Source organism: Levilactobacillus brevis, assembly GCA_021383565.1.
GTDB classification, from domain to species: Bacteria; Bacillota; Bacilli; order Lactobacillales; family Lactobacillaceae; genus Levilactobacillus; species Levilactobacillus brevis_B.
The window spans coordinates 649,706-674,533 of the sequence record CP079699.1 but is presented as its reverse complement, the minus strand read 5'-3'; the positions used below and the strand labels follow the sequence as shown (position 1 = coordinate 674,533).

Sequence of the window (24,828 nt, the reverse complement as noted above, 5' to 3'; positions counted from 1 at the left end):
CATCGGGCAAATACGCCGTCATAACACGAAAGAGGACCGGGACAACTGTCCTGGACCCCTTTCGTATCGAGCGATTATTCCACAGAAATCAGGAATGGGTAGACCGGTTGGCCCCCACTGTGAACTTCCGTCTCTAATTCATCATCTAAGTCCTCAACGGCTGATTGCAGTTGATCCGCAACGTCTTCCGTCGTATCGGCACCGTAAATAATCGTGACAATCTCACTGTCATCATCCAGCATGGCCTTAACCGTGGCGACCGCCGTCTTCAGCAGATCGGCATCGGTGACCTTGATCGTCCCGTCAACGATACCCATGAAGTTGCCTTCCTTGATGTCAAAACCATCCAGTTCGGTATCGCGAATAGCATGGGTCACTTGCCCACTCTTCACGGCCGTCAAGTTTTCTTCCATCGCAGACTGGTTATCCGCCAATTCGGCGTCTGGGTTGTAGCCCAACATGGCCGTCATCCCTTGTGAAACCGTCTTGGAGTGGACGATCACGGCCGGAATATCCGCTACCTTGGCTGCCTGTTCGGCGGCTAAGAAGATATTCTTGTTGTTAGGCAACACAATGGCACGTTTGGCCTTGCTGTCATTGATGGCGTCCACGATATCCTGTGTACTTGGATTCATGGTTTGACCACCGTTGACCACGTGCGTGACGCCCAGACTCTTGAAGAGCGTGGCTAAACCATCACCGGCGGCAATCGCAATGATGGCCGTATCGGCTGGTGCTTCTTCTTCAGCAACCGGAGCCGCCGCTTCAGCAGTTTCTTCATCATGTTCCATGATGGTTTCTTGCTGCATCCGCATGTTGTCGACCTTAACCTTAGCCAGATCACCAAATTCTTGACCCCAAGCAATGACCTTGCCTGGGTGCTCGGTGTGGACGTGGACCTTCACAATCTCTTCGTCGTTGACGACCAGCAAGGAGTCACCTAACCCCGCCAGATACTTGTAGAAGGTGTCGTAATCGAAGTCGTGTTGCACTTGCTTCCCGCGACCAATCCGGACCATGATTTCCGTACAGTAACCGTACTTGATGCTGTCAGGATCGAGTTTCCCTTGCACACTCTGGTGGTGAGCAGCGTCAATCATTTCGTCCATTTCGGCATCGTCGGGCTTGTAGTCGCCCTCTTCAGCGACCCGCCCATTGAGTGAATCGTTAAAGGCTTCAAGTACAAACGTCAACCCTTGACCACCGGAATCAACGACCCCCACCTGCTTCAAGACAGGCAAGAGATCGGGCGTCGTTGCCAGAGCGGCCTTGGCGGCTTCGTAGACGGCATCCATCACGGCTAAAATATCGTCGGACTTCTTGGCGGTGTTTAAACCGGCCTGAGCGCCCTCGCGAACCACCGTGAGGATAGTTCCCTCGGTAGGCTTCATAACGGCCTTATAAGCCGTTTCTGCACCGGCAGCGAACCCGTCGGCCAAGTCTTGGGCCGTTAAGGTTTGCTTATCGGCCAACTTCCGGGAGAAGCCCCGGAAGATTTGTGACAGGATCACGCCGGAATTTCCCCGCGCACCCATCAGTAATCCCTTAGCCAGTGCTGTTGCCAAGGCTCCCACGGCGTCGGTATCGGCGTCGCGTTCGTACTTGGCCCCACTCTGCAGGGACAGGCTCATGTTGGTTCCCGTATCCCCATCAGGAACGGGGAAAACATTCAATGAATTAATAAAATCGGCATTCTGGTTTAGCTTTTGCGAGGCGGCTTGGACCATCTTACCAAACTCAAGATTAGTAATTTCTGTTACTTTCAACTAAGTATCCTCCTTGATTTCAGTACGTCTGGCTAATCAGCCAACACCCGCACCCCTTGAACAATGACGTTAACGGAATTAGCCGTTACGCCTAACATCGTTTCCAGGTTATATTTGACTTTAGATTGAACGTTACGTGAGACTTCGGAAATCTTGGTTCCGTAGCTCACAATCACATAGACATCGATGGCCACGCCATTTTCTTCCTGACGGACAACCACCCCGCGGGCATAATTCTCCCGCCGTAAGATATCATTTACATTATCACGAATCTGATTTTTGCTTGCCATGCCCACGACACCATAATTATCAGTCGCGGCACCCCCAACTACGGTCGCAATCACTTCATTTGTAATATCAATTGTTCCGTACTGAGTCTTAATCTTTACGGCCATGGAAATAGCCTCCTTATCTGGATATACAATCTTAACAGAAATTAATCTTACCACAACCACGCCAAAAATAGAAATGGGAAGACCGAAAACCACGTTCTAAGGGGAAATAGGTGTCAAGTAGATTTCCTTGAAAGAAAACGTTGCGTTCCGCAAAAGAGTATGGTAAATTAGTCAGGTGAGCAAAAAGCACTGCTTTTAAAAAAAAGTAATGAATGAATCAACAAAGGAGGGTTTACGCCATGGCAAAGGATTTTATCAACGGCAAGCGGACGCGCTTCGGTAACAAGCGTTCTCACGCTTTGAATTCAAGTCGTCGCGCTTGGAAGCCGAACTTACAAAAGGTTCGCATCTTAGTGGACGGTAAGCCGAAGAAGGTTTGGGTTTCTGCTCGGACTTTGAAATCAGGTAAGGTAACCCGCGTCTAGTTAAACGGACACGGTTAAACGAAAAAAGCGAGGAGTGCAGGTCCACCTGTGCCCCTCGCTTTTTTCGTGCTCGTCTTCGGGTTGGCCGAACGTGGCCACGCCAGCGATGTCGCTGCGCGTTCAATGGTTTTCAACCAGCATCTCTGGCAGCCGCAGGTGAATAACTCGTTTAATGACGATAGGCCTTGACCACTCCCTTGGCAAAAATATAACCAGCACTAAAGCCTTCAAAGTAATCGGCGGTTACACGCCCATGTCTCAAAAAAATCGTCCCTCACCGGAAAATTCCAGTGAAGGACGATTTTTTATCAGCTTTTATGGCATCATCACGTTATTCGTGACGAGCCTCATAGGTATCGCAACTCTGAATCACGCACAGCAAGCCTGTATCGAACTGAAATTCGCCGGTATTCCCGACAAATTCGTTGCTGGCGAGGGAAATGGGGTACGGAATTGGCTCGTTGTGGAGTTGGTATTTTTCATTAGTCAGACTCAAGTGGTCGATGGACGTGAGCGGAATAAACGCCAGATAATTTTTATCCGGCTCCTTGGTCACGTGATAGTGGCCCGGCAGATAAAACGAAATTGTATTTTGCTTATCAATCAAGCGAATCCGGTTGGCATACCGTTTAAACTCCGGCTGGAGCACGATAAAGAGATTCGCCAAGAAATGGTCCAACCGACCGCCCGTGGCGCCGTAAATGTCGACGTGTTCGGCCCCGTAGTCGTTTAACGCGACCGACACCGCCATCTGCGTATCGGTGAAGTCCTTCTCCGGCTGCGACTGGCGGATATCTTTGACATTACGTCGCACCCGTTGCAGTTCAACTGGCTGGAGAGAATCAAAGTCCCCGATCGCTGCCACCGGCTGAATATTGTGATCGATTAACCGTAACGTCCCCCGATCAACGCCAATCCAGGAGCCGTCAATTTTCCGTGAACGCAGGTCGTCCGGCCATTCAGCCTTGGGCCCACCCACGAGGAGATTGAACGTTCCGCCCCGTGGCATTATTTCGTTGCGGCCTTCAAGGCGTTGATGCGGGCAACCGGGTCATCGGCGTTGAAAACATACGACCCAGCGACGGCAACCGTTGCCCCCGCGTTGGCACAGTCAACGACCGTCTTGTCGTTAACTCCACCATCAACTTCGATATCAAAGTCGTAGCCCTTGGCCTTCTTGATGGCGTCGAGTTGCGCAATCTTTTCGACGGTACTGTGTAAGAACTTCTGACCACCAAAACCAGGGTTAACCGTCATAACCAACACTTGGCCAACCATGTCTAAGACAGGTTCGATGGCTGAGACCGGCGTCCCTGGGTTGATAACAACTTCTGGCGTCACGCCAGCGTTTTGAATCATCTGTAAGGCCCGGTGAATGTGTGGCGTGGCTTCGACGTGAACCCCGATGATGTCGGCGCCGGCCTTGGCAAAGTCATCCACGTAACGTTCTGGGTTTTGGACCATCATGTGCACGTCCAAGACCATCTTGGTGATTGGGCGAATTGCCTTGACCCAACCGGGACCGTAAGACAATGCTGGCACGAAGTTACCGTCCATGATGTCGATGTGTAAGACTTCGGCACCGCCCTTGTCGACCTTTTCGATGTCTGGTTGTAAATTGACGTAATCCGCACTTAAAATTGATGGCGCTACTTTAATCATAAATTTTCTTCCTCATTTCTTTTTATTGTAAACAGGTTTTTGATTCTTTAACAACGTAAGTAAGAGCAGGTAGTTATCGTAACGACTCTGCATGAATTTTCCAGCGGCAATGCCGTCCTTGACCGCACAACCGGGCTCGTTGACGTGTACACACCCTCTGAACCGGCAGTCTCGCGAAGCCAGCGCGAACTCGGGGAAATACTGTCCCAGCTCGCGGTAGTCAATCGTCAAGGTGTCGTAGGACGAGAAGCCCGGCGTATCAGCAACGAGGCCGTCCGCAACGGGCATCAGGCTAACCTTCCGGGTGGTATGTTTCCCCCGATTCAGCGCCGTCGAGATTTCACCAGTCGCCAGCGTTAGCTCGGGTGAGATGTGGTTGAGTAACGTGGACTTCCCGGCCCCGGTCTGCCCCATGATGACCGTCACCTTGTTCGCTAACAAGTCGCGTAGTTCGTCAAGGCCACTGGCCGCAAAGGGTTCGCGCGTCAAACATACGTCGTAACCGATCTCACGATACCCCGCCGCCAACGTCTCGAATTCCCGATAACGGTCATCCGAGATTAAGTCGGTCTTGGTGAAGTAGATCACTGGGGCGATGTGGCTGACCTCTAAGGCCACTAACTGCCGATCCAACAAGTTCGTGGAAAATTCGGGCGACGCTACCGCCGTCACGACCACGCCCTGATCGACGTTCGCCACGGGCGGTCGGGTCAACGCGTTATCCCGTGGTAAGATTTCTAGAATGTACCCCTCTTTAGGGGTTGAGCTCTCGAAACGCACCCGGTCGCCGACAAGCGGCGTAATTCGCCGTTTACGAAAGTTTCCCCGGGCCCGCGTACGATACAGCTCACCATCGCTGAAAACGTCATAAAAACCGCTCAACGATTGGCGAATTTGTCCCTCTGACATGCAGCACCACCTTCTTCCTGGTTCTCAACAATCCATGAGCATGAGACGCTTCATCCCAAACCCATCAAAAAACTCAGTCCTCTATCATTATAAAAGAACTGAGCTATAAATGCAGGTTTTTTCCTTAATTTTTCGTGACGTGATTATCCGAAGCAATGACGTGGCCATCACGAACGACCTTGTAAGCCCCAGACTTGCCCGAAGCCACCGTAAACGGTAGCGTCACGGTCGTGTCCGCAGTAATCGTCATTTGTTTGTAAATCGAGCTTAACGCGTGGTCCTGATCACGCAAATAAATCTGAACCAGGTTGCTATCACTACTGCTGGACGACGAGCTACTGTCACTGTCATCGTCGTCGCTATCGTCATCGGTCGAGCCACTGTCAAACGGAATCTTGACGTTCACACTGAACTCATCCACGCTGGAGCTACTGTCGCTCTGATCACCGCGAGACATGGTTAGCGTAATCTCGTCACCCTCCTGAACGACGGCGCCTTCACCCGGCGACTGCCGGATCACCCGACCCTTGGCAACGTCGCTAGAATAGGCGTACTGGAAGGCCAAGTTGAGGTTGTGACTCGTGGCGTAGCTTTGCGCCTGACTCTTGGTCTTATTGCTCAGATCGGCCAAGGTCACCGTCTCTGACCCGGTCGATACCGTGAAGGTCAGGTCGGTCTTACTGGGGACCACGTTGCTACCGGCGGCCACGCTCTGCTGCATGATCTTTCCAGCAGCCACACTGGTTGAATGAACCGACTCACGATGAACGTTGAAGCCTAGCGCCTCAAGTTTGGCAGCGGTACTGGCGTACGAATCACCCTGGTAGTTCGCCAACTTATAGCGTTTCGGCCCGGTGCTGATCCACAGATCGACCGCCGTTTCTTGCTTGAGCTGGGTTCCCGGGCGCGGTTCTGTCCGCACCACCCGGTTCAATTTGACCTTATCACTCGAGGTCTTGTGCACCGTTCCTGTCTTCAGCTTCGCCGACACCAGAGCACTACGCGCGGCGTCTTCCTTATTCCCAATCACATCAGGAACATTGGTCATCTGCGGTCTGAAGAGCGCCATTCCGATGAAAATCCCCAGAATCAATAAGAGGATGATCCCGCCGGCAATTAAAAACTTGCGGCGGCGCGGATGACGGTACTTCTTTCGTTTCTTCTTACCCGTAGTCGTCTGATCAGCAGTCTTCGGGTCGGCCTTAGCAGACGCCGTGGTCGACTCTCCCGTTGCCTGTGCGATGGCGTGTGGCACCGGCGTCGTGCTGAGCGCACTGGCCGGCAAGACCTTGGTCTCCCCGTCGTCGTTCTCCGCGGGGGTAAAGCGGACCTCACCCGCCCGTTTCGGGGACAGCGAGGTCTTGAGATCCTCCGCCATACTCCCGACATCGGTGTACCGGTCGGCCGGACGCTTGGACGTGGCCTTCAAGACCACATTCTCCAGTGCCTGCGGAATCCGGGGGTCGATGTCCCGCACGGAAGGAATCTCCGATTGGAAGTGTTTCAAGGCAATGGACACGGCCGTTTCGCCCTCAAAGGGCACGGTGCCGGTCAGCATCTCGTAGAGAATAATCCCCAACGAGTAGATGTCGGACTGCTTGGTCGCCATCCCCCCGCGTGCCTGTTCCGGCGAGAGATAATGTACCGATCCCAACACAGTATTGGTCTGAGTCAGACTATGTTCGGACAGGGCCACCGCAATCCCGAAGTCGGTAATCTTGGCGACCTGATGCTCGTCGATCAAGATGTTCTGGGGCTTAAGGTCGCGGTGAATAATGTTATGTTCATGGGCCGTCTTCACGGCGTTTAAGATCTGCGCCATGATCTGAATGACTTCTTGGTAGGGAATCGGGAAATGTTGCTTGATAAACGCCTTGAGGTCGGTCCCCTCGACGTATTCCATGACCAGGTACTGCATGCCATTTTCCTCACCGACATCGTAGACCTGGACAATGTTGTCGTTGACTAATTCCGTGGCGGCGAGTGCCTCTCGCTGGAAGCGCCGCACCGTTGCCGGATCATCACGGAGATCCAACCGGAGTAGCTTGACGGACACGTCACGGTCCAGGATCAAGTCATGTGCCAAGTAAACGTTGGCCATGCCCCCTTCACCCAAGGAACGGATGATGCGGTAACGGCCATTTAACGTGTAACCCGTGCGCATCAGCTCACCTCCCCATCGTCATTGGCGATGATCAGGACCGTAATGTTATCCAGTCCACCGGCAGCGTTAGCCATCTCAATCAGCCGATCGCACTTCTCGGCGGGCGTGTGGTCACTGAGGAGCACCTGCTGAATCTCGGCATCGGTCACCATGTTGGTCAGGCCATCGGTGCACAGTAGCAGTTGATCCTCCGGCACCAGTGGATAGGTGTTCAGGTCAAAGCGGGCGTCCGTGGAAATGCCTAATGAGCGAATAATCACGTTTTTTTGCGGGTGATGGCGCGCGGCCTGCTTACTGATCTCGCCGCGCTTAACCAGCTCGTTGACCAGCGAATGATCCTCGGTCAGCTGTCGAAATTGACGGTCACGCAGGAGGTAGGCCCGCGAGTCCCCGATACTGGCAATAACTACCTCTTCGGTAAAGTAGAGTGCAGCCACTAGGGTCGTCCCCATCCCGTTGAGGTCGGCAAATTCATTTGACTTGTCAATGATCGACTGGTTCTCCGCCGTAATTTCACCGGTAATCCAAGTCCGGGCCGCACTCGGCGTGGTCAGCTTCGTCTGTTCGAACTCATGACCGAGGTGGGAAACCGCCATGGCGCTGGCCACGTCTCCCCCCTGATGACCACCAATCCCATCGGCGATAATCGCGAGGTGTTGCCCCGCTTGATTTGTGAAAACATCCACGTAGTCTTCATTGTCCGCGCGTTGCTTGCCAATCGACGTTCGGTATGCCACTTTCATTGCCCGTCACCCCTATTTTTTCTTACGAAACGCACTCACGAAGAAGCCGTCCGAATCAAAGTCGTCCGGATAGATGGCCAACGTGTCCGTGCTCCGGTCATCCTTGACCTTCAGCTGCGTCTCCACGCGCATGGATTCGAAGTCCGGATGGTCCGCCAAGAACTTGGCTGCCACATCGGCGTTTTCCGTATCCAAGATGGTGCAGGTGCTGTAGACCAGAATGCCATTTGGCTTTAGCTTCTCACTCACGGCATCCAAAATTCCCAGCTGAACCCGCTGGAGCTGTTGAATGTCTTGGGGCGTCTTTTCATAACGAATCTCCGGTTTCCGCCGAATCAGACCTAGCCCAGAACACGGGGCGTCCACCAAGATACGGTCGAACTGCTTCTTGGGAAATTGGTCATTAATCTTCCGGGCATCTAAGGCCACGGCGTCCACGCGATCGGCCACATGCAACCGTTCCGCGTTCTTTTCAATCAAGTTAACCTTCTTAGGATGCAGGTCAAGCGCCGTGACTTTCCCACCGGAATGGGCGTCGAGCAACGCCGCAATCTGGGTGGTCTTGCCCCCTGGTGCGGCACAGGCATCTAAGACCTGGTCACCGGGCCGAACTTGCAGGGCTTCGACGGGAAGCATGGCACTCTCGTCTTGAATCGTCAATTCACCGGTCTCGAAGACGTTGCTCTGATTGGCCGCCTTGTCATCCAAGCGAAAGGCGTTGCCGGCCACCTCACTCGGCGTCACCGTGTAGCCTTGGTCGGTGAGAGATTGTTCAACCTCTTCGACCGTCGCCACCGCCGTATTAACCCGCACGGACTGCGCTGCAGGTTGGTTAATGGTCGCTAAAATGCTGACGGCCTTGTCCTCGCCAACTTGCTTTTGAATCGCCACGACCAGCCATTCCGGAACGGAGTATTGCAGACTCAGCCGTTGAACGGGGTCTTTAATCTGGCTGATATCGGGTAGGCCTTGGCGATCGATGGCGTGTAAGACGCCGGTCACGAAGCGGCGAATCCCTTCGTGACCACGATCCTTGGCCAATTGAATGGCTTCGTTAAAGATAGCGCGCTTGGGAACCCGGTCCAAGTAAAGTTCTTGGTACAGGGCGACTAACAGCGTCATCTTGACCCACGGCAAGACCTTTTGATTGGGCTTGATGAACCCATCCAGATAGTATTCCAAGGTTAATTGATGTTGGATGGTGCCGTACACCAAGTTGGTCACGAAACGCCGGTCAACGTCGCTTAAGTTGTGACTCTCTAAGGTCTGTTCCAACTGTAAATTTGAGTAAGCCCCATTGGCCACGCGCGTTAATGCTTCAACCGCTAATGCCCGGGGTGTTGTATTCTTTGTCATTATTCAGCCACCTGTTCGCCTATTGTCAGTGCGTCGCTCGTTCCGTTCAGAAAGTCGGTAATGCTCAATTTCGGCTTACCGGCCGGTTGAATCTCGTTTAAGGCCAAGACGCCGTGTTCCCCGGTCGCAATGGCCAGGTGGTGCTTGTCGTGACTGACCAGCGCCCCCGGCTGCAAGTCAGTCGTCTGATCCAAGACGGTCACGTCCCAGAGCTTGGTCCGCACGCCGTTGAGGTAAATGTGGGCGATGGGGGCTGGCCGTAATGCGCGAACCTTGCAGTCAATCAGATGGGCACTTAGGTTCAAGTCAATCCGTTCTTCATCGGACTTGATGGTCGGTGAGAAGGTGACTTTTGACTCATCCTGCGGTACCGGCGTAATCTCACCAGCCAGCAATTTAGGCAACGTCTCCAGCAACAAGTCCCGGCCTACCAGGCTAAGCTTATCAAACATGGAACCCACGTCGTCTTGTTCGGTAATCGGAATGGCGCGTTGTGCCAACACGGCACCGGCATCCATCTTCTTTTCCATGAACATGATGGATACGCCGGTCTCCTTATCCCCATTCATGATGGCGTAGTGCACGGGGGCACCGCCACGGTACTTAGGCAGTAGCGACGCGTGAACGTTCACGGCAGCCACCTTGGCCGCCTTCAAGAGCTTGGTTGGTAAGAATTGGCCGAACGCCGCCGTCACGATCAGATCGGGCGCCAACTCAATGGCCCGAACCATCTCGTCACTTCCGGAAATCTTTTGGGGTTGAAGCACCTCGATGTCGTGCGCCACCGCCACCTGCTTAACGGGTGACGCGGTCAAGACGTGCTTGCGGCCAACCCGCCGATCGGGCTGGGTCACAACGGCTAAAACGTCGTAGCCCTTTTCAATTAAACTGCTCAGAATGGGCGCCGAAAATTCGGGCGTGCCCATAAAAATTACTGAAGTCATCGTACACCATACTTTCTTGGTTTTATCTTCTTGATTTTGTTATTAAGTCGCTCTGTCTCCGGTTGCCAGGGATTCCGCCGGCAGTACCAGGGGTCTGCCCGCCTTACCGTTCGCCAAATCTGGGCTGGAACGCGGGGAAGGACCGGTGCGAGCCAAGGAGCGGTCTCGCACCTCGCTTGAAACCGCCAAGAATCGGCGTTTCCAAGTCGCCGCATGATGTCTGGTAACCCACCAGACATCATGCCCCCGGCTGAGCCCAGATTTGACTCACTCACGGCTACGATTGTCTTTTACCGTCAATGCCCGTCGACACCTCATCATAAATATAGTGTCTCAGTCGATATTCATCCAATCAGCATAAACGCCAGAGACCTAAAAAAACCGGACACATCCTAATCATAGCAGATTGGGCGCCCAATCCCTATCGTCTTCGCCAATTTCACTTGATTTTTTCGAAATCTGCTGGCTGGTCGACCACAAAACAGCTGTCCTTACATGAAATTCATCGGTTCCGAGTCAATCGTGACCGATAAGCCGTGGCGTGCTGGCACTTGGGCCGCCTGCCGGATCTGTTCCAGCACCGGCCGTAATTGTGGCTCCTGCTTGTATTTAATCACGACTTGGTAGTAGTACTTGCGCTTTACCCGGGCAATCGCCTTGGGTGTCGGTCCGAGGATAATTGCATGTGAACTCAATCCTTGCTTTAAGGCCGCTACGATCTGGTACATGGCCTTAGCCGCCACGGCCTCCTCCTCGTGACTTGCCGTCAGCTGGACCGCAAAATAATACGGCGGGTAATTTCCCTGATGGCGCATGTGCATTTCCGTCACGAAGAAGCGCTCGTAGTCCTGACGTTGAGCCAACTGAATGGCATAGTGGTCGGGGTTAAACGTCTGAATGTAAACCTCTCCGGGCTTGGTTGCACGCCCCGCACGACCGCTGACCTGCGTCAACAGCTGGAAGGTCCGTTCGCTAGCCCGAAAGTCTGGCAATCCCAGCGCCGTGTCGGCATTTAACACCCCCACCAACGTGACGTTGGGAAAATCTAGGCCCTTGGCAATCATCTGCGTGCCCAGGAGAATATCTGCCTTGTGTTCGCCAAATTGTCGGAGGATTCGCTCGTGAGCACCCTTGCGCCGCGTGGAATCCACGTCCATCCGCAAAATCTTGGCGGTGGGCAGGAGCTTCTCCAACGCCTGTTGAACCTTCTGCGTCCCGGTCCCGTAGTAACGAATCTTCTTGCTGTGACAGTTCGGGCAAACGTGGGGAATGGCTTCTTCATGCCCGCAGTAGTGGCATTTCATGCTGTGGGTGTCCATGTGCAAGGTCAGCGAAATATCGCAATTCGGGCATTTCAACACAAACCCGCAGTCCCGACACATCACAAACGACGAATAGCCCCGGCGGTTCAACATCAGCACGATCTGCTCGTGCCGGTCCAAACGTTCCTGAATCGCGGCCATCAATGGCGCGGAAAAATCGCTGTCTCCTTGCTGCTTCAATTGTTCACGCATGTCCACGATGTGCACGGTCGGCATGGGTTGCGCCTTAGCCCGCTTCGATAGGACCAGTCGCGTGTAGAGCCCCTTGGCCGCTCGTGCCCGCGTCTCCAGTGATGGTGTGGCACTCCCGAGGACTACCGGACAGTGGTGATACTTTCCTCGCCACAGCGCGACGTCGCGGGCGTGGTACCGCGGATTTTCATCCTGCTTATAGCTACTCTCGTGTTCCTCATCCATAATGATGATGCCTAGGTTCTCGACGGGGGCAAATACCGCTGACCGTGCCCCGACGACTACCGTCGCCTCGCCACGGTCGATTCGCCGCCACTCATCGTACTGTTCGCCTTTCGACAGACCACTGTGGAGTACGGCCACGCGCTGTCCAAATCGAGCCTTGACCCGGTTCACCATCTGCGGTGTCAGAGCAATTTCGGGCACCAGCATTAGGGCCGTTCGCCCCTGTTGAAGGGCTTGGGCAATGCTTTGCAGGTAAACCTCGGTCTTGCCGCTTCCAGTCACCCCTTCGACCAGAAAGTTCTGGGTCTGCTGATCGTCAATCGCGCGGGTAATGGCCTGCACAGCGACCTGCTGTTCAGCATTTAGCTGAAGCGGCTGGGTGGGCTTGACGGGTTGGTGGAAGGGGTCGCGATAGACCTCCAACTGAGACTTCGTCAGCCAGCCCTTGTCGGCCGCCGTCGCCATCACGGCTGGTGACACGCCAGCACGCTTGCTAACGGTGGCTTGGGCCACGACGTCATCCGGCGTCATTTGAGCCAAGTAAGTCAGGAGCTGCGCCTGTTTCGGTGCGCGCTTGCTCACTTCGCCAGCAATCTCGCGTAATTTTGCCGGCGTCAGCGCTGGGGTAACTCCCGTCGTGGTCTTCGCGGCGGCCTTGTTCTTCACTTCGTAGACGACCTCCACCTTACCGGCCCGTTGAAGCCTCAGGAGTCCCGCCACCGTGGTGTCGTCTAGCTTCGCCGCGTCAAAGTCGCGCGGTGCACCGTCGGGAAAATACGTGGCCATTTCGGCCGCCGTCAACGTGGTGGTGGGTTGGATCTGCCGCTTGGGTTGCGTCTTCAAGAGGTTTGGGAGCATGGTTTGGATGCAGGTGATCCGAAAGGCATAGGTGGTCTTCGCCAGCCAATCGGCCAACTGACGCAGCTCGGCGTTCAAGACCGGTGCGAGATCCAGTACGGTCTGAATAGGCTTGAGCTGACCATCAAAGCTGGTCACGTCACTCAGTCCCACGACCACGCCGGAGACCAAGCGATGCCCACGGCCAAACGGGACAATCACGCGCATCCCCACCTGAACTTGGTGTTCCAGTTCAGTAGGAATCGCGTAAGAATAAGGATCATTAGTCTGCATCGTCGGCACGTCCACTAGAATTTGGCCAATCTGGGCCATTGCGGTCACCTCATTTCGTTCCTAAAATTATTTCGTCTTTAAAATATCTGCAAGTCGCTCGACCAATGCCGTGGCAATCTGCCGTTTGCTAGTCTTGGGCGTCTGGTCGCTAACCCCGTTGGCCTGAATAAAGGTCACCTGATTCTCATCGCTATTAAAGCCGATATCCGTGCGAGAAACGTCGTTGGCAGCCAGCAGGTCTAGCGACTTGCTGGCGAGCTTGTGCTGCGCGTTAGCCAACAAATTTTGTGTTTCAGCGGCAAAGCCCACCGTCACTTGGTCGGGACGCTTGATCTTCGCCACTTCGGCCAGAATATCCGGTGTCTTCTTGAGTTTAAGAATTAATTCGTCATTGTCTTTGGTCTTCTTGATCTTTTGATCGGCGGTCGTCAGCGGTTGAAAATCAGCGACGGCGGCAGCCATGACCAGCGCATCCGCGTGCGGAAACTGGGTCAAAACAGCGCTAGCCAGGTCGCGCGTGCTCTGAATGGGAACAACCTTGACCCCCACGGGCGGCGTCAGGCGAGTTGGTGCCGTGATCAGGGTCACCGTCGCCCCAGCCGCCTGGGCCGCGGCAGCCACCGCGTACCCCATTTTACCGGAGGAATCGTTGGTCAGGAAGCGCACGGGATCGAGCCGTTCTCGGGTGCCCCCGGCGGTCACAATCACCGACTTCCCCCGTAAGGTCTGGGGCGCAAACAAGGGGAACTGACCCAACTGCCGCACAATCTCGGCGGGTTCTAAGAACCGTCCCGTGCCGGTATAGCCTTCAGCCAACGCCCCAGTGGCCGGTTGGAGCACCGTGGTCCCATCGGCGAGTAATTGCTGGCGATTCCGCTGGGTAGCCGCGGCCTGCCACATGTGGCTGTTCATGGCCGGTACCACAACCTTAGGCGCCGTGGTGGCCAGCCAGGTTGCACTCGCCACATCATCGGCTAGACCATTGGCAAACTGGGCCATGAGGTTGGCAGACGCCGGTGCCGCTAGCGCTAGATCCGTCCAATCGGCAAGCTCGACGTGTGCAATCTGACCGTCCTCCCGCCACCAGGTATCATCAGTCAGCACTGGCTGCTTGGTCAACGCCGCAAAAGTGGCTGGCGTCACAAACCGTGCAGCTGCAGGAGTTAACACCACTCGAACCGTTGCGCCCGCGCGCTGTAAGGCCCGCGCTAACGTGGCTGCCTTGTAGGCCGCAACACTCCCGCTAATGGTTAACGTCACGTGTTTTCCTTCAAACATACTGTCCCTCCGTTCACAATTACCCTGATTGACGATTTCACCAATCAAGTGTTGATAAAAAAAGCCAGATTACCCAACGGCAACCTGGTCTTTTCTGAAATACCCGTGTTAGGCGTTCAAATCTTTTTCGTCCGGATCGATCATTAAAGCGCCGGCTGCAATTTCTTCGAGGGCGCGACCAATCGTCTTTGGGGACTTGTAGTCGGTCAACAGTGGCTTGGCACCAGCATCTAATTCATGTGCCCGCTTGCTAGCCAGCATAATCAAAGAATACCGTGAATCCACTTGTGCTAATAAATCATCAACTGAGGGATAAAGTAGCATTATTTATTCGTCTCCAATCATTTGTTCGTAATCCGGCATCACCCGGGTTACCCGTAACCGTTCACTGCGAATAATCATCTGAATCCGGTCAACCGCCTTGCTAACTTCGTCGTTGACCACGGCGTAATCATAGTTGCGCATCATCTGAATTTCACCGACGGCCTTCTTGATTCGTTTGTTAATAACGTCCATGGCGTCAGTGCCCCGACCAATCAAGCGGTGCTTCAATTCCATCAAATCAGGTGGTGTCAGGAAAACAAAGACTGCATCCGGACAATTTGCCCGAACCTGCATGGCACCATTGACCTCAATTTCCAAGAAAACATCCTTGCCTTGATCCAAGGTCTCATTAACATATTTTAACGGGGTGCCATAGTAGTTGTCAACATACTTGGCGTATTCCAGCATCTGTCCGGTCCGAATATTCTCCTCGAATTCTTCCTTGGAGACGAAGTAGTAATCAACACCGTTGACTTCGCCCTCACGCGGTTTCCGCGTCGTCATCGAAATGGAGTAAGAAAAGTCGGTCTCGCCGGTGTCAAACAGCGCCTTACGCACCGTTCCTTTACCGACGCCGGATGGGCCTGAAAGCACAATGAGCATTCCACGTTTAGCCATCGTTTAAAAATCCCTTCACTAAAAATTTAATTATGACACCGTCACCCTAAGGTACCGTGTCGTTTAAAACCAATCATCGTTGGCTTCAGCTATAATCTATAGGTTACTATATTACCACTATTTAGGATGAAATACTGCCTTTAACGCTGAAAACGGGAAAAAAATTCGAAACGCCCCGGTTATAGCCGCGCCGGTGGCCTGTTTGCGCCACAGATAGGTTACACCTCAGGGAGAACAGCCATTCGGGACGGCGCACCTTTTCCCACTCGGAACCACCCCACCATTTTCCGAACCAGCGTGCAACGGAAGCGCCCGACATCCGCGGTATGACAGTTTTTCCACGAATCAAGGCCTAGATAATTCGGCCAAATCACAAAAAAGGCTTGCAATATCAAACACGTGTTCGTATAATAAAAATACAAACAAACGTTCGAGGTGATCAGCATGCAAAACTTAATTACGAATGGTACAACTGCCCTGTCTGATCGGGTAGTAACGGCGTATAAAGAACTTTTTAGCGAGCTTCCCGTCATTAATGGTCAAGTTGTTTACCCCCAAATGCCCGATTTTCAATTAACCTACTTTATTCAGCAGGCCCTTGAGCGGCACTACTTGGTGCAACTTCAGTTCAAGGCCGCCGTGGACGTTGCCCCCGCAACGGTCGTTGGTCATTTGAAGGCAGACACCGCTGGTCACCTCATCTTAAAACAGAGCCGGTCGCTCACCACTATTGTGACTCCCGAACGCTTACGCTCTATTCAACGTGCACATTAACCACAAAACGTCCCCTGAAATTGCCCAATCGCTATTCCAGGGGACGTTTTTTACTTAGAGAAAACAGTAGCTGGGTGCTTGACCTGATGGAAATACAGCGGGTAGCCGTTGACGTCTTGGCCGTGCTGGTACTGCTTAACCGTTAAAATCCCAGCTTTGACTTTAACCAAGAACTTTCCATTCTTGACCTTGATGGTTTGATAACCCTGGGCGTCGGCCCGTTTACCCCAGGTACACGTGCCAGCCTTAACATTTCGACTAATACGATAGGTGTGTTGGTCCACGGGATGCCACTTTTGATGGGCATAGTAGCCCCCACCGAAGATGAAAGCCGACTTGGTAACTTTCACCCGATACTGCAAATCCTGATACTGGAACCAACTACCACGAATGGCCTTCGGCGTGGTCTTCACCGTTGCCACGGCGCGAATCGGCTGTGGTTGTGCGTTGCTGACACCGAGCGAAAGTCCTAACGAAACGACGGCTAACCCGACAAACAATCCAACCTTCATAATGGCATCCCCCAAATGGTTATTTGTTAACATCAATTATAGGCTGATTCATCGTTGCTCCCCAGTAAAACGCCCACCCGAACGGCGGCTAAAGCGGCCCTGTGATGGGCTTGATTTGTTCAGTTAACTTGTTAACTACTTTGTCCAAAAAACGGGCACCATGCGGCAAGGCATGCTGTCCGTTCATTTTAACCATTATCGGGTTGACCGTGACTCATGCCACCGCCAACCGGCAACGCTCAAACCTAAGATTAGGAAACCAATCAGCATGGCAATTAGGCTACGTTGACCATTCGTCTTAGGTAACAGCCGTTGTACGCCGGTGTCTGGCTTCGACGACCGTTGAGACTGGCTTGCTCCATTATCGGCGGCCGCTGCCCCATGACGATAAGGTAACGTTGACGAGCTAGAACTCGTCCCCACGTTAGCCACAACCTGATGCTGGGTCTTCGTGGAGGTCGAACTGGAACTAGTCGTCTTAGTACTACTGGTGTCTGGCTCAGTTCCAGATTGCGTGTCGTCAGTGGTAGAAGACGACGGGGTCTTTGAATTATCCGCTGTTGGTGCACTGGAACTGGCATCGGATGAAGATGAAGAAGACGGGGTTTCACTACCGCTACTACTGTTATTACTACTGCTACTATTTTCGGTTGGCTGATCACTCTGACTGACCGTTTGAACGCTAGTATCCTCATTGGTAATGGTGACCTTAACCGGCTCCGAATTCGGCTGGTAACCACTAGGTGCATGAGTTTCCTCAAAATAATACGTTCCCGGTGCGAGCTTGCTAACGGTCACTTGTCCCTTGTTATCGGTAACGAGATTGTCTTTCACCACCGCCGTATCATCTGGACCGCCCGCAGTTCCCTTAACCAAGCGATAGGTCGCATCCGGGACAGCTGCTTTTGTCTTGGCATTGGTCTTGGTCAGCGTGGCGCCGTTGGGCTGGTCACTCTGGGTTAGGTTGTGAACCGTTGGCGTGTCCTTGGCCGAGACTGTAAATTGAATGGAACTAGTTCCACGCAAATAACCGTCTGGAGCAGAAGTTTCGGTCAACTGGTACTCTCCAGCTTCCAAACTAACGTCCCTTAAGACTCCTTGGCCATCCGTAATGAGACCCGTTTGATAATCTGAATAGCTGCCCTCGCTGTTTTTCTTTTGTAACGTGTAAGTCGCACCGGCCAGTTTAGTTGCCGTCTGGTCAGCAGCCGATTTCGTTAATTCAAAACCACCCAGGTACCAGCCATCGATAGTCGCACTGGCACCCCAACTATAGTTTTTAACAATGTTTTGAGTTGCCGGAACACCATCGGGAGTCCCTGGGTCGGTCGTGGCATCTCCGCCACCAGAAGTACTGACTAGGCCAACTGCATTACTGAAATTCCCTTGTTGATGGGTCATGAAGTACTGGGGATCGATATCCGCATAGTAGAAAATATCCACCTTTTTCGTCACGTTTTTTAATTTCATGACGAGGGTCGATCCGGAATCGGTGGCACTAAAGTCAGCCGCAGGTAAGATAGGGTTAGTCGTTATCTTATAGGGATCGGTCTCCTGTTGCGCCTGATGAAAAGTCATATGTGGCCCAATCTGATCGGTCAAGGTAACATCACCCAAATTTTTATTATCGGGATTCAACGTAATCTGCCAAGCAATATGCGTTGGATAACCATGTTCATCATAGTCATACTTAAGTGGCCACCCATTCTTTCTGATCAAGTCAACACTGGAACCGCCACCCGATCCCGAACCATCCGCTTTAGTTCCTTGCACGTGAATCTGAATGGTTCCCGTACGACCGGTGTTGGTATTGGCCAAGTTATCATTAAACGTTATGATTAATTGCTGCGAATTGTCCGGGTTAGGTAACATGCTCCCAGCAGGCTTATCACTCCCCTGAAGTTGAACGTCGATGGGTGTCGACAAGAAATTGGAATAACTAGCCGTCTTCGGTAGCGTCACTGTTACCGTATCACCGGCGTGAATCGCCTGACCATCATTAATTCCCCAATCATACGTTAGAACGTAACCTTGGCCGCTCATCAAATCCGCGTTGGCATCAATAGAATCCGTCACACCATCTTCCGTAATTGTACTCGGCGTCTCAACTCCAGAAGCTTGAGACGTTAAATCCGCCGCTCGCGCCGTCAACCAGCCCCCACTCATCAGGACCAACAGCCCTAGCATGAGGCCCAGAATCCAGAAGCTCAACTTTTTCCACATCATATTCACCCCTACACCGTATTTGCTGATTGACTTAATTATAGTCTAACTATTGGGTTAATTTAAGGGTGAATTTATATGTCCACTAAACTAATTTGTTGGCAATATTAAAGACGATTACCAATCACGTGATAATCGCCTTGTTAAATTACGCTTTATTTGGGCTAGAAGCATGAGCCACCTTGGCTTCATTGGCTAATTTTAGTAGCTCGTGCGCGTGTTCCAACGCCAGTTTGGTGACCTGAGTGCCGGCCGACATCCGTGCGAGTTCATCCACTCGGCTGTTTTCGTCCAAACGGGTCAATGACGTTTCGGTCCGATCGGCCACCACTCGCTTCGCAATGAAGTAGTGATGATCGGCCATCGCCGCCACTTGCGGCAGATGGGTAATGCACAGCACCTGCGAGGCCTGCGCAATCCCGCTAATCTTTTCAGCAATGGCCTGCGCCACTCGACCGCTGACCCCAGTGTCCACCTCGTCAAAGATAATCGAGGTAATCCCCTGTGACTCGGAAAAGATGGTCTTTAGGGCCAACATAATACGAGACAATTCCCCACCAGAGGCAATCTTGGCCAACGGACGCATGGCCTCACCGGGATTGGTTCGTAGGTAGAACTCCACGTGATCGAGCCCCGTACTCATCAAGGCCTGTGACTTTGACCGGGTAAAATGCACCGCAAAAACGGTCTTGTCCATGTACAAGTCAGCCAGTTCCCCGTGAATCGCCTTTTCCAGCCGTTTAGCCGCCTGCTGCCGGGCCTTGCTGAGCTTCTCCGCCAGCTTCAACAAATCCGATTCTTGGTGGGTCACCCGTTCTTCCAGGTCATCCGCCGTCTCATCGGTCGCCTGCATCTGCTTCAACTCCGCGGCAATCTTGTCGTAGTAGCTTAAGACCTGTTCTTCGGAGTCACCATACTTACGCTTCAACTGGTTGATCACATCCAGCCGGCGTTCAATCTCGTCCAGCCGGCCCTCGTCCCACTCGAGCAGATCGAGCTGGGAAGACACGTCACCCACGGCATCACTTAAGGCATAGTAGGCCGTTTCCAAACTAGCGGCAATCTGCTTAAAGGCTGGGTCAAAATCGGCAATCGCCTGCATGGCCTGCATGGCACTACCAATCTGATCGTTTGCACCGGCACTGGTCTCCTCACCGGTCAGAATGACTTGCGTCCGTTGCAGGGCATCGTTAATCTTTTGAAAATTATCCAAACGATCCCGTTCCGCCACCAGTTCGTCTTCCTCACCGGCGCGCAACTGGGCCGTCTCAATCTCGTCGACCTGAAACTTCAGCATATCAAGGTGTTGGGCCCATTCCTTTTCATTGGCCCGCCGACTTTCCAGTGTCGCCTTCAATTGCGTATAGGCCGCATACTTTTGCGTATAGGTCGCCGATAGCTTAGCCACCTGACTGCCGGCGAATTCGTCGAGCATCCCCAGATGTTTTTCGGGTTGCATCAGCTCTTGATGCTCGTTTTGGCCGTGAATATCTACCGCCGTCTCGCCAATCCGCTTCAGCGTGCTCGTATTGACCAGCATGCCATTGACCCGACAGGTGTTGCGGCCATTGGCGTGAATCTCGCGCTGAAGAATCACGCTACCATCGTCGTGGTCAATCCCCAGATCGTCGAGCACCCGGTAGGTCGTCCCACCGGTCGGAAAGACAAAGCTTCCCTGAATAATCGCCTTGTCGGTGCCGGTCCGCACAAAGTTAGCCGAGCCCCGGCCTCCCGCCAGCAATCCCACGGCGTCGATAATGATGGACTTCCCGGCCCCGGTTTCCCCGGTCAAGACCGTCATGCCATTTTTAAACGCAACGTCCAACTGGTCAATAATGGCAAAATTTTTAATAGACAGCTCCTGTAACAACGTTCTGGCCTCCCAAAAATGAAGCAAATTTATTCGTTTTCGTTATCTTTATACGCTTATCCTGAATATCTCTCGCAGAACTAGCGCAAAACGACCACAGCTGCTTCGTCAGCGCTGCGCTGGTCGGTCAGTCGTGGTCGGTTCTAGTCCGCAATCATGCGGTCAATCGTCTCTTCTAATTGTAAAGCACCCTTGTGGGAAACACAAACGGTCAACACGGAACTATCGTCGCCAACCGTCCCAAACACAAACTCATAGCGCATCTGGTCCAATAGCGACGCAATTACTGGCCCATTGCCCGGCAAGACCTTCAGGATCGTAAACTCCCCCTGAACGGCAAAGGACACGTAGGCGTTTTGAAGCGTGCGCTGTAATTTCTTCTGGGTGTCAATCTTCTTTTGAACCGGCAGGCTGTAACGGTAGCCCCCCGATTCGGCCGGCAACTTCACCAGCTGCATCTCTTTGATGTCCCGTGAAATTGTCGCTTGGGTGACGTGAATGCCATCCGCTTCTAGGAGATGGACAAAATCTTCCTGACGTTCAATCTCGCGTGACGTCAAGAGACGTTTGAGTAATTGCTGGCGTTCTTGCTTCTTCATACTTGGCCCCCTCTTTCTCTGATAAAAAATGCATAATCTTATCATATACCAGACCTAAGTATTTGGAAAGCAAATTCTCATAATTTTCTCATAAACTAGTGATTTAGCCTCTTATAGGCGGCATCAATCGTCTGATCGACGGAAACTGAACTTGCACAAACTGCATGTTTATCAACTGCGCGTAAGTGAACGAGAAATTCAATATTTCCTTCACCACCCTTAATGGGTGAGAAATCTAGGCCCAAAACGCTGAATCCAGTCGCGACCGCAAAGTCGATGATGCCTTGAACCACGGCCTCGTGAACCGACCGTTCCCGGACGATTCCGTGCCGGCCCACATCCTCACGATCTGCTTCAAACTGGGGTTTAATCAGGGCCACCACGTCCCCGCCCTCGGCGATAATCGCCTTAAGCGGTGGCAGGATCATTTTCAAGGAAATAAAGGACACGTCAATCGAACTAAACGTCGGTTGGCCCCTGGTAAAGTCGGCTAACTTACTGTACCGGAAATTCGTGTGTTCCATGACCACGACCCGCGGATCTTGCCGCAACTTCCACACCAGTTGATTACTGCCGACATCCAAGGCGTAACTCAACTTGGCGCCGTGCTGGAGCATGACGTCGGTAAAGCCACCGGTCGACGAACCAATGTCTAATACCACCCGGTCGGTCACGTCGATGTGAAAGACCTCGAGTGCCTTAGCCAGTTTAAAGCCACCACGAGACACGTACGGCAGAGGATGGCCCTTTAAGTGAAGCTCCGTATCGGCAGGAATCATCGAGCCCGGCTTATCAAGACGTTCCTCGTTGGTGCCCAGAATCTCGCCGGCCATGACTGCCCGCTTGGCTTCATCCAGCGACGTAAAGAGTCCCTGTTCAACTAACAAATCCGCAACGCGTTTCTTTTTCATGGTTTCACCCGTTTCGTATCAAAATAACTGAAGAACGCCGCTAGCAGGTCACGACCGTCGCCGGCCGGTAACTGAGCCAATGCCTGTTTTCCCGTCTGGATGGTCGCAATCAACGCCTGATTGGCGCCCTGCAGGCCCAACTTACCGGGATAGGTATTCTTCGCCTCACCGGCATCCTTCTGCGTGGCCTTACCGAGCTCGGCGGCCGTACCCACCACGTCCAAGATGTCGTCGTAAATCTGAAAGGCCAGCCCAAAGGCGTCGGCGAAATCCAAGTACGGGTCCCACTGATCTCGGGGCGCGTCACCCATAATTAAGCCCGCCTGCACGGCGTAATGTAGCAGCGCCCCCGTCTTTTCGCGGTGTAAAACCCGTAAACGCGCAAGGGGGAGGTCGACGTGTTCGGACTGAATGTCCTTCGCCTGACCGGCCACCATACCGTGAGGACCGGCCGCCACGGCCAACGCCTGAACGAGTTGCGCTTGCGTCGTGGCGGGGAGATCCGTCGCCGTCAGCCACTGAAAGGCCAGCGTCAACAGGCCGTCGCCGGCCAACGTCGCCATCCCCGCGCCAAATTTGACGTGGTTGGTGGGTTCGCCCCGACGCAAATCGTCATTGTCCATGGCGGGTAAATCGTCGTGGATCAGCGAATATGTGTGAAGCAACTCCAAGGCCATCACGGGACGCCAATGCCGCCGCGCATCGAAGGGCCGACCCAGCGCCTGAAGCGTGGCGACGGTCAGTAGCGGCCGCAGTCGTTTGCCCCCTGCCATCACGGAGTACGCCATGGCTTCGGCCAAGCGGTCATCACCAGTATCTTGCGCAATGGCTGCGTTTAATGGTGCATTGAGCTGTGGGACCCACGTCGTCTCAAATTCTGTTAGCCGTGTTTCAATCGGCATCACCCGTGCCCCCTTGTGGCGTCTCAAAAGCCTGTTCCTGATCATTATCATTCATCATCGTCGCCAGCGTCTTCTCGGCGCCTTGCAACGTTCCCTGAAGCTCCTTGCTCAAGGCGACACCCTTTTGGAACTGTGACAGGGCCTGTTCCAATGGAATATCCCCCTGTTCAAGTTGAGCAACAATATTTTCCAAAGTGGTTAAATTCTCTTCAAAAGTTGGTTTTTGTTCTTCACTCATGTTGATCCTCCGATGCTGGTTGAATGTTGGTAATCTCTGCGGTGGCCGTCCCATCGCTCAAATGAATCATCGCGGAGCCGGTCTTCAAATCGGCCGTCTGCCGCACCACGTGGTCGTCTTGCGTCACGTAGCTGTAGCCACGGCTCATAATCTTCAGTGGACTCAAATAGTCCAGACCACTCATCAACTTGCCGACCCGTTCTTGGCGATCCGCCAGATAGCGCTTCGCCTCCGCATTCAGCCGGGCCGTCAACTGATCGACCGTCGTCTGGTCACGTTGAACGCGGGCCAACGGGTTGCGACTCTGTAAACCCTGCCGTGCCAACTGATAGCGCTGTTGCCGTTGGCGAACCTGTTGCTGCATGTTGCGGGCCAACCCTTGTTGGGCGTGGTCGAGTCGTTGCACGTAGGTCTCATACAAGCGCTGGGGCTGCCGAAAGACATAGGCCGCCATTAACTTGTTCAACCGTTCTTGTTGGAAATTGATGCGGTTGGTCATTGCGTTAAAAAGCCGCGTGCGTTGCTGTTGTAATTTTAAAACTTCATCCGTCAAGACCGGCACGGCCAGTTCGGCCGCTGCCGTCGGGGTGGCTGCGCGCACGTCCGCTACCAGATCGGCAATCGTCGTGTCCGTTTCGTGACCAACCGACGAAATAATCGGAATCCGGCTGGCTGCGATGGCTCGGGCGACGCTCTCCTCGTTAAAGGGCCAGAGGTCTTCGATCGAGCCCCCACCACGACCAATAATAAGCGTGTCATAGGTGCCCGCCGCGTTGACACGTTCTAGCTGGCGTACCAAGTCCGGGGCCGCACCGTCCCCCTGAACCACCGCGGGATACAGGACAATCTGGGCGATGGGGTACCGGCGCCGGGTCGTCGTGATAATGTCTCGAATGACGGCGCCACTGGGACTGGTAATCACGGCAATCCGTTTGGGAAACCGGGGTAATGGCCGCTTAGGCGCCGAGAATAAGCCTTCGTCGGCCAGCTTCTTCTTTAACTGTTCATACGCCTGATAGAGCTGGCCGATGCCGTCTGGCTCCATGCGCTCTACGTAGATCTGGTACTGGCCCGTGGGTTCATACAGCGAGATTCGCCCGGTGACCAGCACCTTCATTCCCGTTTCCGGCGTGAACTTTAACTTCTCAAAGGCCGACCGGAACATAATCGCACTGATCTTCGCGTGGTCATCCTTGAGACTAAAGTATTGGTGGGCGTGGGGACGCAACCGAAAGTTGGAGATTTCCCCCGTCAGATACACCTTTCCCAGGTACGGGTCAACATCAAACTTGCGCTTCAAATACTGGGTCAGCGCCGTAACCGTTAAGTAATCAGTTGCTGCCAA

General features: G+C 53.4%; 23 protein-coding genes. 2 read left to right on the top strand and 21 right to left on the bottom strand.

From position 1 onward, the window contains the following. Nucleotides 1–74 precede the first annotated feature (74 nt). Entirely contained in the window at nt 75–1,766 is a 1,692-nt protein-coding gene (locus KB236_03260; protein ID UIF29770.1) for a DAK2 domain-containing protein, read from the bottom strand. 32 nt (nt 1,767–1,798) lie between these two features. Next, the gene (locus KB236_03255; GenBank protein ID UIF29769.1) at nt 1,799–2,161 is read right to left on the bottom strand and encodes an Asp23/Gls24 family envelope stress response protein; all 363 of its coding nucleotides are present in this window, start codon (nt 2,159–2,161) and stop codon (nt 1,799–1,801) included. Between the two features lie 239 nt (nt 2,162–2,400). On the opposite strand from KB236_03255, the gene rpmB reads away from it, so the two are divergent. After that, entirely contained in the window at nt 2,401–2,586 is a 186-nt protein-coding gene (gene rpmB / locus KB236_03250) for a 50S ribosomal protein L28 (protein ID UIF29768.1), read from the top strand. A gap of 331 nt (nt 2,587–2,917) precedes the next feature. On the opposite strand, the gene KB236_03245 is transcribed toward rpmB, so the two are convergent. The 11 genes from KB236_03245 to gmk form a co-directional block, all read right to left on the bottom strand. Next, nucleotides 2,918–3,595: a thiamine diphosphokinase gene (locus tag KB236_03245; GenBank protein UIF29767.1), complete on the bottom strand. Its 678-nt coding sequence runs from the start codon at nt 3,593–3,595 to the stop codon at nt 2,918–2,920. Beyond that, nucleotides 3,595–4,248, bottom strand: coding sequence for a ribulose-phosphate 3-epimerase (gene rpe / locus KB236_03240; GenBank protein UIF29766.1), 654 nt, complete (start codon nt 4,246–4,248; stop codon nt 3,595–3,597). Before rpe ends, KB236_03245 begins: the two co-directional genes overlap by 1 nt. A gap of 12 nt (nt 4,249–4,260) precedes the next feature. Continuing rightward, nucleotides 4,261–5,157: a ribosome small subunit-dependent GTPase A gene (gene rsgA / locus KB236_03235; protein ID UIF29765.1), complete on the bottom strand. Its 897-nt coding sequence runs from the start codon at nt 5,155–5,157 to the stop codon at nt 4,261–4,263. 124 nt (nt 5,158–5,281) lie between these two features. Next, nucleotides 5,282–7,321 carry a Stk1 family PASTA domain-containing Ser/Thr kinase gene (pknB, locus tag KB236_03230; protein UIF29764.1) on the bottom strand — a complete coding sequence of 680 codons (2,040 nt, stop codon included), beginning with the start codon at nt 7,319–7,321 and terminating at the stop codon, nt 5,282–5,284. Beyond that, the gene (locus KB236_03225) at nt 7,321–8,064 is read right to left on the bottom strand and encodes a Stp1/IreP family PP2C-type Ser/Thr phosphatase (GenBank protein ID UIF29763.1); all 744 of its coding nucleotides are present in this window, start codon (nt 8,062–8,064) and stop codon (nt 7,321–7,323) included. The genes pknB and KB236_03225 overlap by 1 nt, the downstream gene beginning before the upstream one ends. 12 nt (nt 8,065–8,076) lie before the next feature. Further along, a complete protein-coding gene (gene rsmB, locus KB236_03220) occupies nt 8,077–9,420 on the bottom strand; it encodes a 16S rRNA (cytosine(967)-C(5))-methyltransferase RsmB (GenBank protein ID UIF29762.1) in 1,344 nt (447 codons plus the stop codon). Then, nucleotides 9,420–10,364 (bottom strand): methionyl-tRNA formyltransferase, encoded by a 945-nt coding sequence (fmt, locus tag KB236_03215; protein UIF29761.1) that lies wholly within the window; start codon nt 10,362–10,364, stop codon nt 9,420–9,422. Before fmt ends, rsmB begins: the two co-directional genes overlap by 1 nt. A 491-nt stretch (nt 10,365–10,855) precedes the next feature. Next, nucleotides 10,856–13,273: a primosomal protein N' gene (priA, locus tag KB236_03210; GenBank protein UIF29760.1), complete on the bottom strand. Its 2,418-nt coding sequence runs from the start codon at nt 13,271–13,273 to the stop codon at nt 10,856–10,858. 27 nt (nt 13,274–13,300) lie between these two features. Next, complete coding sequence (coaBC, locus tag KB236_03205; protein UIF29759.1) at nt 13,301–14,512, bottom strand: bifunctional phosphopantothenoylcysteine decarboxylase/phosphopantothenate--cysteine ligase CoaBC; 1,212 nt, start codon at nt 14,510–14,512, stop codon at nt 13,301–13,303. A 108-nt stretch (nt 14,513–14,620) separates the two neighbouring features. After that, nucleotides 14,621–14,836, bottom strand: coding sequence for a DNA-directed RNA polymerase subunit omega (rpoZ, locus tag KB236_03200; protein UIF29758.1), 216 nt, complete (start codon nt 14,834–14,836; stop codon nt 14,621–14,623). A 3-nt stretch (nt 14,837–14,839) separates the two neighbouring features. Continuing rightward, nucleotides 14,840–15,454 (bottom strand): guanylate kinase, encoded by a 615-nt coding sequence (gene gmk, locus KB236_03195; protein ID UIF29757.1) that lies wholly within the window; start codon nt 15,452–15,454, stop codon nt 14,840–14,842. A gap of 444 nt (nt 15,455–15,898) precedes the next feature. Here gmk and KB236_03190 point away from each other — a divergent pair, with 444 nt between their 5' ends. Continuing rightward, nucleotides 15,899–16,228 carry a hypothetical protein gene (locus tag KB236_03190; GenBank protein UIF29756.1) on the top strand — a complete coding sequence of 110 codons (330 nt, stop codon included), beginning with the start codon at nt 15,899–15,901 and terminating at the stop codon, nt 16,226–16,228. Between the two features lie 50 nt (nt 16,229–16,278). Here the strand turns inward: KB236_03190 and KB236_03185 are convergent, their stop codons facing one another. The 8 genes from KB236_03185 to xseA form a co-directional block, all read right to left on the bottom strand. Further along, nucleotides 16,279–16,740, bottom strand: a complete 462-nt coding sequence (locus KB236_03185) for a hypothetical protein (GenBank protein ID UIF30275.1) — start codon at nt 16,738–16,740, stop codon at nt 16,279–16,281. Nucleotides 16,741–16,935: 195 nt separating this feature from the next. After that, a complete protein-coding gene (locus KB236_03180; protein ID UIF29755.1) occupies nt 16,936–18,966 on the bottom strand; it encodes a hypothetical protein in 2,031 nt (676 codons plus the stop codon). A gap of 145 nt (nt 18,967–19,111) precedes the next feature. Then, entirely contained in the window at nt 19,112–20,833 is a 1,722-nt protein-coding gene (gene recN, locus KB236_03175) for a DNA repair protein RecN (protein ID UIF29754.1), read from the bottom strand. Between the two features lie 143 nt (nt 20,834–20,976). Next, a complete protein-coding gene (locus tag KB236_03170) occupies nt 20,977–21,432 on the bottom strand; it encodes an ArgR family transcriptional regulator (GenBank protein ID UIF29753.1) in 456 nt (151 codons plus the stop codon). A 95-nt stretch (nt 21,433–21,527) separates the two neighbouring features. Next, complete coding sequence (locus KB236_03165) at nt 21,528–22,343, bottom strand: TlyA family RNA methyltransferase (GenBank protein UIF29752.1); 816 nt, start codon at nt 22,341–22,343, stop codon at nt 21,528–21,530. Then, a complete protein-coding gene (locus KB236_03160) occupies nt 22,340–23,245 on the bottom strand; it encodes a polyprenyl synthetase family protein (protein ID UIF29751.1) in 906 nt (301 codons plus the stop codon). The genes KB236_03165 and KB236_03160 overlap by 4 nt, the downstream gene beginning before the upstream one ends. Continuing rightward, nucleotides 23,235–23,483, bottom strand: coding sequence for an exodeoxyribonuclease VII small subunit (locus tag KB236_03155; GenBank protein UIF29750.1), 249 nt, complete (start codon nt 23,481–23,483; stop codon nt 23,235–23,237). The genes KB236_03160 and KB236_03155 overlap by 11 nt, the downstream gene beginning before the upstream one ends. Beyond that, complete coding sequence (gene xseA / locus KB236_03150; protein UIF29749.1) at nt 23,476–24,828, bottom strand: exodeoxyribonuclease VII large subunit; 1,353 nt, start codon at nt 24,826–24,828, stop codon at nt 23,476–23,478. The genes KB236_03155 and xseA overlap by 8 nt, the downstream gene beginning before the upstream one ends.